Raw genomic sequence first — 13,851 nt, 5'->3', positions numbered from 1 at the left:
ACATATGGGTTATTTTTTAGTCTTTATTGATTTAAGGGAAATTGCCGGTAGCCGTGGTGGAGAGGGCCGCGTCCTTGGCCCAGATCCAAGCCGGCGCGGATGGCCCCATCGATGTAGGCCTTGGCTTCATGGACGGCCTTGTCCAGGTCGTAGCCCAAGGCCAGGCCGGCGGCAATGGCGCTGGATAGGGTGCAGCCGGTGCCGTGGGTATTGGGGTTGGGGATGCGGTCGCCGCAGATCCATTGGCCCTGGCCGTCATGGAAGAGGTAGTCATCGGCATCTGCAGCCCCTTCGGCCCGCTTGATGAGGACAGCGCAGGGGAAGGCCTGCCCGATTTCCCGGGCGGCTTCAACCATGGCGTCTTTATCGGGTAGGGGCCGCTTGGCCAGGACTTCGGCTTCTTTCAGGTTGGGGGTGATGACGGTGGCCAGGGGGAAGAGGGCTTCTTCCATAGCTTCTACAGCCTCGCTTTTAATGAGGCTGGACCCGCTGGTGGCCCCCATAACCGGGTCCAGGACGATGTTTTCGGCGCCATATTTTTTCAGGTTTTCAGCGATTACTTCAACGATGACCGGTGAAGACAGCATGCCGATTTTTACAGCGTCCGGCCGGATGTCTTCAAAGACGGATGCCATTTGAGCGGCGACAAAGTCCGGCGGGGTATCCAGGACATCCTGGACGCCGGTGGTATTCTGGGCGGTGAGGGCGGTGATGACGCTCATCCCGTAAAGGCCGTAGGCGGCAAAGGTTTTGAGGTCTGCTTGTAGGCCGGCGCCACCACTTGAGTCGCTACCGGCAATGGTTAGTACTCTTTTCATGCTTGTTCTCCTTATATCAGACAGGCTGCCCGGATGCTGCCTAGTAGCTTTCACATTGCAGGCGGGCATCCAGCTCGTCCGCTTGGAGCAGGTTCAGGGCATCAATCAGGCGGTTGCGGTAACTGGCATTACCTTCATTGGGTTGCAAGTTGGTCCAGGCGACCTGGCCGGCCACGCCTAAGGCGGCCACTGCTGCAGCGGTCGCTTCCAGGGGCTGGTCAGGGCTGGCCCCTAAAAAGGCGGCCACCAGGCCGGACAGCATGCAGCCGGTGCCGGTCACTTCTTCCATTTTAGGGTGACCGTTGCGGATGGCAAAGGCCCGCTGGCCATCTGTGACGATGTCAATGGGGCCGCTCACGGCAGCCACACACTGGTGGCGCCGGGCAAAGGCCTTTAGCTGGTCGGTAAAGGCAGCGAGGTTATCCTCGTTGGGCTTATCCGCATCCAGGGCGTCCACCCCGCCGGTATGTCCGCCCAGGCCCATGAGGGCCCGCATTTCAGAGGCGTTGCCCTTAATGGTGGTCACCTGGACCTGGCGGAGGATATTCTCGGCCACAAAATTGCGGTAGGGTGTGGTGCCAACGGCCACCGGGTCAAAGACAACGGGGTGGCCCAGTTCGTTGGCCCGGCGGCCGGCGGCGATCATGGCCTCCAGGACATGGCCTGAAGGGTTGCCCATGTTCATATTCAGGGCCTGGGCAATGGCGGTCATATCGGCCGCTTCCAGGGGATTATCGGCCATACAGGGGCCGGCGCCACAGGCCAACTGGGCATTGGCCACATCATTCACCGTAACAAAATTAGTAATACTGTGCACCATCGGGTGCCGGTCACGCACTTGCAGTAAATATTTTCCGAACATAGCTGCCCCTTTCCGGTACAAAAAAAGCTGCCTTGCACCAAGGCAAAACAGCTTAGCATGTGGTCAATGCCTACGTTGGCAGGCACCACATCAGGCTCTAGGGGCCGGGAAAATCCCAGGCTTAGCCTGCTTTGGCAGGCCCCCTTCTCTTCTGTCAAATGTACCACGTCAGCCCGCCTCCGTCAAGGAGAAGCCTGTACCGGAAGCCAGCCCTTTATGTTACACTCAAGGAAGCCGCTATGCACTGTCTGTTATTCAGGAGATGATTGTTTGTATTTTGAAGATTACCAGGTTGGTCAGGCCTTTGATGTGGCCCCTATTAGCCTTTCAGAGGAGGACATCATCAGCTTTGCAGAAACCTTTGACCCCCGCCCCTTCCACCTGTCCCATGAGGCAGGCCGGACCACCCGCTTTGGTGGCCTCATTGCCTCCGGCCTCCACACCCTTTCAGCCGCCTGGGGTGCCTGGGTCAAGTCTCCGGAAAATAAGGACGGGACCATTTGCGGGGTCGGGATCGACCGCCTGCGCTGGCTGGCCCCGGTCTATCCCGGGGATAGGCTCAGCTCGCGGCTGACCATCCGGGATAAGAAGCTTTCCCACCATGGCCGGTCCGGTACGGTTTACGGCAGCTATGAAAGCTACAACCAGGCCGGTGAACCGGTACTCTCTATGGAGGTCCTGGTCTTAGTCGCCTGCCGGTCCGAGGCCTAAAGGCGGCGCCGGCAGGCGGATAGATGGCCCGGCCCTTATCTAATAAAGGAGAAGAGATTATTCGCCCCAGAAGGATTGGGCCAGACGTTGACCTTGGTCAATTTTTGCCCACTGTTCCTCTTCCGTTAAGTCATTACCGCAGTCGCAGGAGGCGAAGCCACATTGGTGGGACAGGTAGAGCCGGTCTTTAGGGATAATAGCTGCTGCCTCATTTAAAAGGGCCAGGCATCGGTCTTCATCGTCCAGGGTCCGGGTCTTACTGGATAAGACGCCCAGGACCACTTCTTTTTGCGGTTGGTCTTTTAAGACGGATAAGGCGGAAACAGAGCCGGCCCGGTCATCGTCCCATTCAAGGAAGAAGCGATCGTAGTTTTGTTTTTCCAGGAAGATATTGGCAATGGTTTCATAAGAGCCATCGCTCATGTGGTGGCTATCGTAGTTGCCGCGGCAGTTGTGGGTCCAAACCAGGAGCCCCTTACTGTGGCCATAGTCAATGACGTCATTATTGAGGTCAATGAATTCTTGAGCCAGGTGGGCCAGCTCTTCATGGTTAACCTTGTCAGCTGAGAAGGGGGAGCTGGAATTATCTGAAGAGAAGAGCTGCCAGAGGCAGTCGTCAAACTGGATGATCTTCCCACCAACGGCGACATAGTCATCGATAAATTCCTTGTAAGACTTAGCCAGGTCCTTTTTCAGGTCTTCAGGGGTCTTGTAGACTTCCCCTTCACCAATGACCTGGTCAATACCCAGAAGACAGAGTTCCCCGTAAATGTGAGAGGGTGAAGGCACCGTCAGCTTGAGATTTTGGTTACCGGCCAGGTCTTGCAGCCGTTGGTAGACCTTAATAAAGTTGTGGATCTTGCCGGAAAGGGGTTTTACAATCCGGATACCGATGTCCTTCCGGGTTTCATAGCCGTGGTTACCGTCATGGTCTTGGAAGAAGTAACCATGGTCAGCGATAAAACGTTCCGTCCCCTCTAGGCCCCAAACAAAGTCCAGGTGCCAGAGGGACTTGGAAACTTCCCCATCGGTCAGGATATGGATGCCATGGGCAATCTGCTTTTCAACGACATCCTTAGTTGCGGCGGCTTCGCAGGCTTCATAGCCTTCGAAGTCATCATAAAAGGGATAGGTGATATCATCCCGGTGTTCAATCTTATGCTTGTAAGCCAGCAAGTCTGCCGGTCGTAAAAGGCTACCTACTAATTCAAAACGTTTACTCATCGTATATTCCTCCCATATATCCTCATGGATTGTATTGCGTCAACTTGTTGTTTAACGTGAAGAGAGTATAACACCGATGGTCAGTTATAGCCACAAGCTATTTTATATATTCAGTTATAGTTTTAGCCTATTACTTCATCCGGGAGGACCTCTACCCCATAGCCCCGGACCACGTTTTTCAGCTCTTCGACGAAGCGTTTAGCCAGCCGGCTCATGGTAATATCCTTCCGAACAATCCAGCCTACCTCGATTTCATCCTCCACTTCCAGGGGAACGGCGACAATGTTGTCCCCATTCAGGTCGGCACTGACCAGGCCGGTGGCAATGGTATAGCCATTGAGGCCAATCATCAGGTTAAAAATCGTGGCCCGGTCGCCGACATAAATATCCTTTTTCACGAATTCTGTACTGAGAATCTCCTCAGAAAAGTAAAAAGAGTTCTCCTTGCCCTGCTCATATGACAGGCGGGGGTAATCCTCCAAGTCTGCCAGGGTCACCGATTCCCGCTGGGCTAGGGGATTATCCTTGCCGATAAAAATATGCGGCTTGGCAATAAAAAGCGGGTGAAAGACCAGGCCCCGTTCCCGCAAGAGCCGGGTAATCACCTCCCGGTTGTAGGAATTGAGGTAAAGGACCCCCAGCTCACTGCGCAACTCCTGGACGTCCTCGACCAGTTCATAGGTCCGGGCCTCCCGGAGGGTGTAGGCATACTCTTCCGTCTTGGTGGCCTTGACCATATTGACAAAGGCATTCACCACAAAGGCATAATGCTGGGTGGAAATGGCGCACTGTTGCCGGGTGGGCCGGTCCTCTAGCCAACGGGCCTCTAAAAGCTCCATCTGCTCAATGACCTGGTGGGCATAGCCTAAAAATGACTGACCATCCGGCGTCAAGGCCATCCCCCGGGCCGTCCGGGTAAAAAGGGTGCATCCCACCTCCCGCTCAATCTCCCGCAAGGCCGCCGAAAGGCTGGGCTGGGAAATATATAAGTTATCCGCCGCCTTATTAATAGAGCCCGCCTTGACAATGGCGACAAAGTATCTCAACTGTTGAATGGTCATATGGCCTCCCAATTTTTTCTTGACATCTTTACCTATCCTAGGTATAATAATTTCCGTTGCATAAGAAAGCAACAGCTATTTTGCGCTATTAGCTCAGGTGGTAGAGCATCTGACTTTTAATCAGGGTGTCAAAGGTTCGAGTCCTTTATAGCGCAGCACAACCGTCCTCGCAGAGGGCGGTTTTTTTATGGCTTCCTCTATAAGCAACCCCTGCACCTTGTCTGCCGGTATCCTAGTCATTATTTAGCCAACGAAACCGGTCAATCTGCGTCTAAGCAAAAAGGGGCCGTTCCTCTATTATATGTGTAGTGGCTCCTTCCTTTGCCAATTCATTTTTCTACACCTATCCATCCATCTTTTTCAAGTCATCAAGCTCCCGCTGAACCTGTCGAATGGCCGCCAGGCTGGCCCTTTCATCCATCATCAGCCGGTCCAGTTGAAATTGCAAAAGCAGCACCTGGTCCTCCCGGGCCCTTTTCTTTTTCCCCAGGTAGGCAGAGGATACCAACCTTTCCCGGTCAATAAAATAGTGCCGGTCTGTCGTTGCTTGAACAAAGGCATGGTCGTGGGATACCAGGATAACTGCACCCGGATAGCCCTGAATAAAATGCTCAAGGGCTTCTCGCGTTGGAATATCCAGGTAGTTGGTGGGCTCATCTAAAATAAGCAGGTGGTAGCTGCCCAAGAGAACCTTGGCAATAGACAGGCGAACCCGCTCCCCTCCTGACAGCTGGGCGACCGGCGTCTTCATCTTATAGCCCTTAAAGCCCAAGGCTGCTAAAAGAGTCCGGACCACCGTCTCCGGCTGCTCCACCAAGCCAATATTATCCCGAATACTTTTCTTCCCATCCAACACCGTAAAATCTTGGGCAAAATAGCCGATCCTTAAATCATCGGCATAATAGCCCGCCAGATCATGGTTAATGATTTGCCGCAAAAAGGTGGTTTTCCCTGCCTTGTTCGGGCCGGTTACAGACACCTTGTCTCCTGCTTGAATGCGGAAGCCTGAAAAGGCAAACAAGGGCCTACCCCCGGCTTGAACCGACCCGGCCTGCAAGTTGACCAGGGTTCTGGCTCCCCCTTTGGCCACTGGCCCCAGCTCTTTAAACTGAAAGGAGCGGTCCTCTTGGGGCACTGGAGGCTTTTCCAGCCGGTCTATCCGCTTTTCCAGGGCCTTGGCCGACCTGGCCAGGGCTTTTTGTTGGCCGTCATACCTACCGGTGTAGCCCTTCACCTTAAAATCAGCGTCACTGACCCCTTTCTTCTTCTTTTTAAAGTGCTTGGCCCGCTCCATCCGCCCTTGGGCCTCCTTCTCTAACCGGTCAAGCTTATTTTTGTAACCAGCGTAGGCCGCAGCCTGTCGTTCAACTTCTTTTTGCTTTTCCGCCTTATACTTGCTGTAATTGCCCGGGTAAATGGATATCTGTCCTTGGTCAATGGCCCATATTTGCTGGACTGTTTGATCTAAAAAAGCCCGGTCATGGGAAACCAGGATAACCGCCCCGGGGAATTGGGATAAGGCTTCCAACAAACGGGCTAGGTGTCCGGCGTCCAAGTTGGAAGTGGGCTCATCCAAAATAAGCAGGTCCACCGGCCAGCTAAGTGCTTCACGAATCGCTCCAAAGGCTTCTTCCCCACCGGAGGCCTTAGAGGGCTCCTTTAACTGGGGCACATAGGCAAAGGTCTTTTTACGAGTGATGCGACCCCTGTAATCCCTATCCTCACCTACAATCATTTTCAAGAGTGTGGACTTGCCTGACCCATTGCTACCCACCAAACCAATCCAATCGCCTTGGTTGACAATCAACTCCGGCGCCTGAAAGAGGACTTGGCCATCAAAGGCCTTAACGATATTTGAACACTTGAGAACTTCCATTCTTAGCTCCTTTTCCCTTGACTTCCATCACGGCCATCAGTATGGGCTAAAAATGGGTACACAAAAAGACATGGTCCTTTTAACCATGGCGCAGAGCATACCACTCCCTAGTGGGAAGTCATCTTAGCCCTAATCGTTAAAAGTAACCATGTCCTTAATCCTCAACTTTCTCAAGATTACTTATATTATAATCCGTCCTTTATTAATTGACCAGCCCCGATAAGAACATCCGAGCCCCGTCACCTTCACCCCTAATCGAGGAGCTTCTCCGCCCATTCCGCTTCTTTAAAGCCGAGCAAGACAGTATCTTCAGTGACAACCAAGGGCCGCTTGACCAGCATGCCGTCGCTGGCTAAGAGCTTTAATTGGTCATCTTCAGACATGTCGGGGAGCTTGTCCTTGAGCTGGAGGTCTCTGTAAACCATACCGCTGGTATTAAAGAACCGTTTCAAGGGGAGGTCGCTCTTGGCCTGCCAGGCCTTTAATTCGTCATAGGTTGGGTTGTCTTCAACAATGTGCCGGGCGGTATACTGGATGCCATGGTCATCCAACCACTTTTGTGCCTTTTTGCAAGTGGAGCATTTTGGATAAGCGATAAATAACATACCTGCCTCCTTATGGCTATACCGGCCCGGTCCTGTCACCTTGGCAGGGGCTGCCGGCTGATTTTTCCTGTTAGACTCTGACACCTATATACCCCTTTTGCCCTTCTTTACCCGGGGCCCGCCTGGTTAAAGCCAATAAAAAAGCCCCTGCCCGAGCAGGAGCTGATAGCCTTGTATTAAACCAGCATGGCGCCATCCACATGGAGGATTTCCCCTGAAATGTAGGAGGCATTGTCACTGACCAGGAAGGCGCAGGCCTTGGCGATATCTTCCGGTTCACCAATCCGCCGCATGGGAATGTTATTGATGAGGGGCTGGATCATTTCTTCCGGCAGGTTTTTAACCATATCAGTATTGGTAATCCCCGGGGCAACGGCATTGACCCGGATATGGTCCGGGCCCAGTTCCCGGGCCAGGGAGATGGTTAACCCATTCACAGCAAATTTACTGGTCGGGTAAGCGACCCCACGGGTTTGGCCATATTTACTGACCATGGAGCTGGTGGAAATAATGGACCCGCCGCCCTGTTTTTTCATTTGGGGAAGGACGGACAGGATGGTGTTGAAGACCCCTTTAATGTTTAGGTCCAGGATTTTTGAAAACTTTGCAGCGTCATAGTCATAAACAGATACATCGTCTGCCACGCCGGCATTGTTGACGAGGACGTCAATCCGGCCATACTGGTCGATGATCCGGTCCATTTCGGCCTTGAGGGCGGCTTCATCCATGAGGTCCGGCCAAGCCCCTTCGACCTGGTCATACTCCCCTTCAAAGTCTTTCAGGGCCTTGTTGACCGTTTCTTCCCGGGATCCGAAAAGGATGACCTTGGCCCCCTGGGCTAAGAATTCGCGAACGATGGCGTGCCCAATCCCCCGGGTACCGCCGGTAACAACACATACTTTATCTTTTAGCATAAATATCCCCTCCTTAAATATTTGTTTCTATTATAGCCAGTTTTTCTCAATTTGTCAGCTATCCGGCTATTATTTTTCTTAATATCACGACTATTCTGCCTTTTTAAAGCCCTGGTCACTGAACAGGAAAAACAAAAGCACCTGCCGGGCCAGCACCAGCAGCCCGGCAGGCGCACTTATGCAAGCGTCATCTGCCATTCATTTATTCGAGGATAAGACCCGGAAGGTCCAGAGGTTGGACGTATTCGTCGCCCTTGTAGACCCGCATATTCCCACCGGATACTTCGTCAATGAGCATAACTCGACCTTCGGCGTCTTTACCGAATTCCAGTTTGATATCATAAAGCTCTAAGCCTTTTTTCGCCAGAACAGCCTTAATCACATCGGAAATTTCCCGGGTCCATTTATGCAAAAGGTCATATTCTTCAGCACTGGCAATCCCCAGCATAATCATTGCATCTTGGTTAATCAGGGGGTCGCCGGCAGCGTCATCCTTGAGGGTGAATTCAACAAGGCCGTCCAGGTCCTTGCCTTCTTCAACGCAGGAATGGTAGCGACGGAAAAAGCTCCCTACAGCCCGGTAGCGGCAAATGCATTCTAAACCCTGGCCAAAGACTTCCGCCGGAAGCACTTCCATGGTTTTTTCTTCAATGTTACTGGTCACATAGTGGGTCGGGATTCCTTTTTCTTTGAAGAGCTCAAAGAAGTACCGGGTCATCCGCAGGGCTGCGTCGCCGCTGCCTTCAATGCTTAAGCCAACTTCATTGGCACCCGGGTCAAAAACCCCGTCCTTACCGGTAACATCATCCTTAAATTTTAAAAGGATATGGCCGGATTCTAAGCGAAAGACATCTTTTGTCTTACCTGATTTAATTTTTTCCATGATTGCCTCCTCATTAAGATGAATAACATCATGTAAATTATACGCCTAAAAAGAACCCTTGAAAAGACCCGGACATTCTTTCCATAAGCTTTTACTTGTTTTTTTACTTATTTAGTGAAAATTCGCCAGCCGGGATTGTCCTATTTAATCCAAGCGACCGGGTACAACCGGCCCTAGGCCAGGCCGGCCGCCGCTTTAATGGCCGCCACCCAGGCCTTCCCCCGGTAGACAACAAATTTATGGCTCTCATCCAGGGTATCCACGATAATGTGCTGGCTGATCAAGAGGTTGCGGGACTGGTAGACATTGGTAATCGTGTCCAGGGGAATCGTATAGCTAGAGATATCAAAGTTCACACTGTGGGGCCTGAAATAAAGCTTTCGGTCCGTCAGCTCCAGAAATCCCCCGCTGGCCGTCTCCCGCTTTTGTGCATCCGATAAGAGGACATCCGCCACCCCTACCAGGAAAGAATCCTTATTATTGTGGACCCGGGTATAACGGTTGGCAAAGCCCTTGCGCAGGGTCCTCTCCCCCGCCTCCCGGCCTTCATCGACCTCATGACTCATGACCATCCTCCTCACCTGTTCCGGCTATCCTGCCAAATAATCTTATCTTACAATTATTTTACCAGGCCGGCATGGATTTTAGTTCAAGGCTTGGAAAAGGTCCGGTCAAATTTTGGTATGGTTGGGAAAAGGGCCGGTTAGCTGTAGATGAGGGCTAAAAAGCCCTTTATAGAGCCTTTGTCAAATACTTTTGTCATGATAAAATAAAGCTGCCAAAGACATTAGACAGCTTTTAGCATAAAACATATGTATACTGATCTCAGAAAGGAGGAACCCCTTTGTCAATCGGCCAACAACTCAAACAAGCGCGCATCGAGGCCCAGATGACCCAGGAACAGGTCGCTGAGAAAATTTTTGTTTCACGTCAGTCTATTTCAAATTGGGAGAATGAAAAAAACTATCCGGATATCATGAGTGTTATCCACCTAAGCGACCTATATGAAATAAGCCTTGACCAGTTACTAAAAGGGAGTGATAGCTACATGAAACATTTAAACGAAAGTACAAATATTGTCAAAAGCAACCAAAAACTTTTTGTGTTAATAGTCGCAACCCTTTTTACTATGATCGCTACTCTTCTCTTAACTCAGTGGTTTCCCGAGAAAGTCACATTAATTGTTGTCTTTACCCTGTCAACCATCTTAGCCGGCATCCTATATAGGCAAATCATACGCCGTTTTTAAAGGAAGGTGAAATAATGAATTATTTTTTACCACTCATGGCTATATCCGGAGCCGTTACTTTTGTTGGCGGAGTTATGCTAGCCTATAACATCTATCAGATGACCATCATTGATGCCGAAGCGAGGGGAATTCAAAAGCCAAAGGCTTGGGGACTCTTAAATGCAGCAGGCAATAATGGGAATGGCTTCATACTCCTATACCTGATTCGTCGTCGACAATTCCCGGTAAAATCGCTCCCAAAAGACAAAAAAATAGCCTTGAACCTCTATAAAAAGAAGGCTCTGCTGGCTATGGGTTTTCACCTGGTTGCAGGACTAGTATTTGCGATTTGCCTGATCAACTATATCAACTGAAGGCCTGCTGAAAAAAGCTTCTAAGATGAGCAGCGGGCTTCCGGCAGCTCAATATACCTATAATCAATCTCTTTCTCATCTTTTTTAAATTGATCCAGGTATCTTTCTTCCATGTAGGTCATCATAAATCGGCTGGAGCGATTAATATAAACCAGGATATTATCTTTATCTTTCCTATACTCACTAATTAAGCCTACAGAAAAAAGCTTCCTGAGTTCTGCTTGAAAAGATTCGGAGACGATATTAAACTCTTTATGGTTTCTTCCAAACTTTCTGCTCTGATAAAATACTAGCCCCCCTAAAAAATAATCAAAAATACCCATGGAATTATCAATGTAGAATTGAATTCTTTTAAAGGGAATTTGGGAAAGCGCCTTAAGGCTAAAGTAGTCTTCATATTTAAATACGTACCAAGAGCTCTTATCCATATACGCTCTGATATCTTTTAGCAAAAGGTCTAGGTCTTTTCTACTATCAAAAGTTCTATTTGAGTAGAAGGCACTTGTAGGATGATTACTCACCCGGAAGGTAATAAATTCATTTTCGCTCCTTATGATAATAAAGTATGACGACTTCGCTTTCTGTGAAACATAAAAGTTAAGTAACTTTTCGCCATCTCTTAAAATGGTTTTTACTTTTTCATCCAAAAGATGAATCATAGCGTCTCCTTATCTACCCGCAAAGGCTACAGCAAGGATATAATATCCGTTGAATAGACAGACCCCTATTCTTCCTCACCGTCCCATTCCAGATAGCGGTCAATCTCTTCATCGGTGCACTTGCGGATAATTCGCTTGGTTTTTTCCAGCGGAAAGGGGGCCTCTTCTGCGCTAAAGTACTCAACCGCCTGGACCTCTGCCAGGGTCTTGGTGTTGTCTTCGCCGGCAGGGACAATAACAAGGTCGCCCGCTTCGATGCTGTCATCGTCTGTCAAATAATAGTAATCCTTGCCAATGTAATTGAAAGAGACACTGCAGAAAATATAGTCTGACCGGCGGCGCCTGACTTTACCATAAACGGCAGGGTCAAAAATATCTCCCAGGCCCTGCCTCCTTATAAAGGCCGAGACGCAATTGGCGAAGCCGGCAAAGTCGACCGGCAGCCCCCTTTTATCATAGCTGCCCCGGATGACCCGCCGGGGCTTTTTTTGATAATCAAGGGTTATTGCATAAGTCTTGCTGTCATCTGGGTCATCAATAACATCAGCGGGATTTCCTTCTATAGCTGTAAATAGGCGCTCTGCCTCAAAAGATTCCAGCAGTCGGCTAACGGCATCGCCCTCTTCATAACGATAAGAAAGTCTGCCCCCTTCTGTCTGCTGATTAAAAATGAGGCTACCGCTTGCCTTGTCAATCACAAGCGAAGCGGTTTCCTCTTGCAAGAGGGACTTTTCAGACCGATCCCTAGGGAAGGCGATTGCCTTGAGCCGCCTGGTCCGATGATAGTCCAGGGCAATCCTGGTGATCAAATCCGGCTTGCCCCGGCCATCAAAGGCATATAAGTCATCCATATCCAGGACCTTCCGGAGGAGGTCAGACAGCGAGATTTCTTTATAGACCAAATCTGCACCCAGGGACCCCTTAAAGAGATAAACCCTGTCCTCTGTATTGGTCAAGGTCAGGTCCCAGCTGCCGGAATCTGTCAGGAAGACCCCTTCAGGGTCCCTTTTGAAATAGGCCGCCATGGCACAAAGCAGGGCATCCGTCAGCGCCTGTTGAATGACAAAATCCCGGCTGCGGGCTTTTTCGTAGCTGCCTGGGCCGTGGCCATAGCTATAGCCGGCAAAGGACACCCCGCCTTCATGGTCAACGGTCACCACTTGTTCCACTTCTTCGCATGAGCCGGGCAGGAGGCCATAAGCCACTCTATTAGAGACCAGGCGCATCTCTTTCAGATGGCCCCGGAAGGGGGCCGGTTGCCCGCCGGCAAGGGTAAGCAACCGACCCAGGGCCAGGATAAACCAGGCCCGGTTCTGGGGTAGTTCAATAGCTGCCGGGTCATCTGCCAATTGGTTGAAATACTGCCAGCGGGCATAAATAGCAGCCCCCAAGAGGGAGATATCTACAACCTCATCAATAACCCCCTCCAGTGCCCCATAGCTCGTCGCCGCCTCGCCATAGGCCGCATAAAAAGCCTGACCACCGTCCATCTCAAAGCCAAGGGCCGCACAAGCCTCCCCCAGCGCCTGACCGGCTAAGTCCCGCTGGTTCATCCGGTAATCCCGAAACCTATCCCGCCATTGACCGGCAAAATCATATACCTCCTGCCAATAGGCCATCCTGGCCACCTCCATCCTGAATGAATACCTTGTCGCTCGCCAGCCTAAAGATCAAACCAGCTTAGAAAAATCATCTATAAATTGAAGGACCTCTTCCCGGGGCTGCTTGGCATAGATAAGGCCGTAGGGGACGCCGGGGCCTTGCCAGTTGAGAGGGATATTGATGAGAGAGGGGTGGATATTAGACCAAATGTCCAGGCTGAGGAGGACGACTTCGGCTTGGTTGCATTTATTAAAAACGTCTAAATCATAGTAATCCTCTGCGTCTAAGATAGTGATTGCAGGGTGGGTCTTGTTGATGTGGGCCCGGAGGGCATCATTGCTGGCACTGTGGCCTGCTTTGACCATGACAAGCTTTTGGTTGGCCAAGTCGTCTAAGTCGATAACCTTGCGCCGGCTCAAGGGGTGGGTCTTAGATACGGCACAGGTCAGCCTGGCCTGCCCCTTTTCCAAGACCCGAACGTACCGGAGCCATTCCTCCGAATCACAGGGGCCAAAAATAATATCAAAATCCTTCCCGAGCTGCTGGATGGTATTTAAGATCCGGAGATGGTCATCTTCAAAGGGCACAATTTCCAGGCTGAACCCCGGATGGACTTGTGTAAACCGGTTCCAAAGATGGAAAAAGTCTGCCCCATTATTCAAAAAAGACCTGCCCAGCCGGATGGTAAAGGGCGACCGATTGGCGATATGCCTGGCCCTACTAATAGCTTGGTCTGTTTGGGCCATAATGGCCAGCCCATCTTGATACAGAGACCTCCCTGCTTCCGTCAGGGCCACGCCTTGGCTGGTCCGGGTAAAGAGGGGAAAGTCCAGGAGATCTTCCAACTGGTCTATTTGCTTCATAACAGCCGTCGGGCTGATATAGAGTATCCGGGCCGCCTTATTAAATGACCCGGCCTTGGCAACTTCTATAAAAATGTTTAATTTTCGGCTATACATAGGAACCTCCATTAACCTGAAGTTAATGCCATTATAACATTTTTGAGATTCTACCCTTTATTTTTCTATTATATC

General features: G+C 50.7%; 15 protein-coding genes and 1 tRNA gene. 4 read left to right on the top strand and 12 right to left on the bottom strand.

Going from position 1 to position 13,851, the window contains the following annotated elements; all coding sequences use genetic code 11:
- Positions 1-23: 23 nt before the first annotated feature.
- Positions 24-818, bottom strand: coding sequence for a bifunctional hydroxymethylpyrimidine kinase/phosphomethylpyrimidine kinase (thiD, locus tag ACKQTC_RS04170; RefSeq protein WP_408977177.1), 795 nt, complete (start codon positions 816-818; stop codon positions 24-26).
- Positions 819-858: 40 nt separating this feature from the next.
- A complete protein-coding gene (gene thiM / locus ACKQTC_RS04165; RefSeq protein ID WP_408977176.1) occupies positions 859-1,680 on the bottom strand; it encodes a hydroxyethylthiazole kinase in 822 nt (273 codons plus the stop codon).
- A 270-nt stretch (positions 1,681-1,950) separates the two neighbouring features.
- Here thiM and ACKQTC_RS04160 point away from each other — a divergent pair, with 270 nt between their 5' ends.
- Positions 1,951-2,391 carry a MaoC/PaaZ C-terminal domain-containing protein gene (locus ACKQTC_RS04160; protein ID WP_408977175.1) on the top strand — a complete coding sequence of 147 codons (441 nt, stop codon included), beginning with the start codon at positions 1,951-1,953 and terminating at the stop codon, positions 2,389-2,391.
- A 57-nt stretch (positions 2,392-2,448) separates the two neighbouring features.
- Here the strand turns inward: ACKQTC_RS04160 and ACKQTC_RS04155 are convergent, their stop codons facing one another.
- Both ACKQTC_RS04155 and ACKQTC_RS04150 read right to left on the bottom strand, forming a co-directional pair.
- Positions 2,449-3,615, bottom strand: coding sequence for a cobalamin-independent methionine synthase II family protein (locus ACKQTC_RS04155; protein ID WP_408977174.1), 1,167 nt, complete (start codon positions 3,613-3,615; stop codon positions 2,449-2,451).
- Positions 3,616-3,737: 122 nt separating this feature from the next.
- On the bottom strand, positions 3,738-4,676 hold the full coding sequence (locus ACKQTC_RS04150) for a LysR family transcriptional regulator (RefSeq protein WP_408977173.1): 939 nt from the start codon (positions 4,674-4,676) through the stop codon (positions 3,738-3,740).
- 82 nt (positions 4,677-4,758) lie between these two features.
- On the opposite strand from ACKQTC_RS04150, the gene ACKQTC_RS04145 reads away from it, so the two are divergent.
- Positions 4,759-4,831 (top strand) — tRNA-Lys (locus tag ACKQTC_RS04145).
- Positions 4,832-5,019: 188 nt separating this feature from the next.
- On the opposite strand, the gene abc-f is transcribed toward ACKQTC_RS04145, so the two are convergent.
- The 5 genes from abc-f to ACKQTC_RS04120 all read right to left on the bottom strand — a co-directional run bounded on the left by abc-f (position 5,020) and on the right by ACKQTC_RS04120 (position 9,520).
- Positions 5,020-6,552, bottom strand: a complete 1,533-nt coding sequence (abc-f, locus tag ACKQTC_RS04140) for a ribosomal protection-like ABC-F family protein (RefSeq protein WP_408977172.1) — start codon at positions 6,550-6,552, stop codon at positions 5,020-5,022.
- A 251-nt stretch (positions 6,553-6,803) separates the two neighbouring features.
- Positions 6,804-7,157 carry an arsenate reductase family protein gene (locus tag ACKQTC_RS04135; RefSeq protein ID WP_408977171.1) on the bottom strand — a complete coding sequence of 118 codons (354 nt, stop codon included), beginning with the start codon at positions 7,155-7,157 and terminating at the stop codon, positions 6,804-6,806.
- 176 nt (positions 7,158-7,333) lie between these two features.
- A complete protein-coding gene (locus tag ACKQTC_RS04130) occupies positions 7,334-8,071 on the bottom strand; it encodes an SDR family NAD(P)-dependent oxidoreductase (RefSeq protein ID WP_408977170.1) in 738 nt (245 codons plus the stop codon).
- A 202-nt stretch (positions 8,072-8,273) separates the two neighbouring features.
- Positions 8,274-8,954 carry a phosphoribosylaminoimidazolesuccinocarboxamide synthase gene (locus ACKQTC_RS04125; RefSeq protein WP_408977169.1) on the bottom strand — a complete coding sequence of 227 codons (681 nt, stop codon included), beginning with the start codon at positions 8,952-8,954 and terminating at the stop codon, positions 8,274-8,276.
- A 173-nt stretch (positions 8,955-9,127) separates the two neighbouring features.
- Complete coding sequence (locus ACKQTC_RS04120) at positions 9,128-9,520, bottom strand: GRAM domain-containing protein (protein WP_408977168.1); 393 nt, start codon at positions 9,518-9,520, stop codon at positions 9,128-9,130.
- A gap of 278 nt (positions 9,521-9,798) precedes the next feature.
- Between ACKQTC_RS04120 and ACKQTC_RS04115 the strand changes: the two genes are divergently transcribed.
- Together ACKQTC_RS04115 and ACKQTC_RS04110 are read left to right on the top strand one after the other, a co-directional pair.
- Positions 9,799-10,203, top strand: coding sequence for a helix-turn-helix domain-containing protein (locus ACKQTC_RS04115; protein WP_408977167.1), 405 nt, complete (start codon positions 9,799-9,801; stop codon positions 10,201-10,203).
- A gap of 14 nt (positions 10,204-10,217) precedes the next feature.
- On the top strand, positions 10,218-10,556 hold the full coding sequence (locus ACKQTC_RS04110) for a hypothetical protein (RefSeq protein ID WP_408977166.1): 339 nt from the start codon (positions 10,218-10,220) through the stop codon (positions 10,554-10,556).
- Between the two features lie 20 nt (positions 10,557-10,576).
- On the opposite strand, the gene ACKQTC_RS04105 is transcribed toward ACKQTC_RS04110, so the two are convergent.
- The 3 genes from ACKQTC_RS04105 to ACKQTC_RS04095 form a co-directional block, all read right to left on the bottom strand.
- Entirely contained in the window at positions 10,577-11,215 is a 639-nt protein-coding gene (locus tag ACKQTC_RS04105; protein ID WP_408977165.1) for a hypothetical protein, read from the bottom strand.
- 65 nt (positions 11,216-11,280) lie between these two features.
- Positions 11,281-12,834, bottom strand: coding sequence for a hypothetical protein (locus ACKQTC_RS04100; RefSeq protein ID WP_408977164.1), 1,554 nt, complete (start codon positions 12,832-12,834; stop codon positions 11,281-11,283).
- A 51-nt stretch (positions 12,835-12,885) separates the two neighbouring features.
- Complete coding sequence (locus tag ACKQTC_RS04095; RefSeq protein WP_408977163.1) at positions 12,886-13,776, bottom strand: LysR family transcriptional regulator; 891 nt, start codon at positions 13,774-13,776, stop codon at positions 12,886-12,888.
- Positions 13,777-13,851 lie beyond the last annotated feature (75 nt).

Source organism: Peptococcus simiae (genome assembly GCF_046097595.1).
Taxonomy (GTDB): Bacteria; Bacillota; Peptococcia; order Peptococcales; family Peptococcaceae; genus Peptococcus; species Peptococcus simiae.
This window is presented reverse-complemented; position numbering and strand designations above follow the sequence as displayed.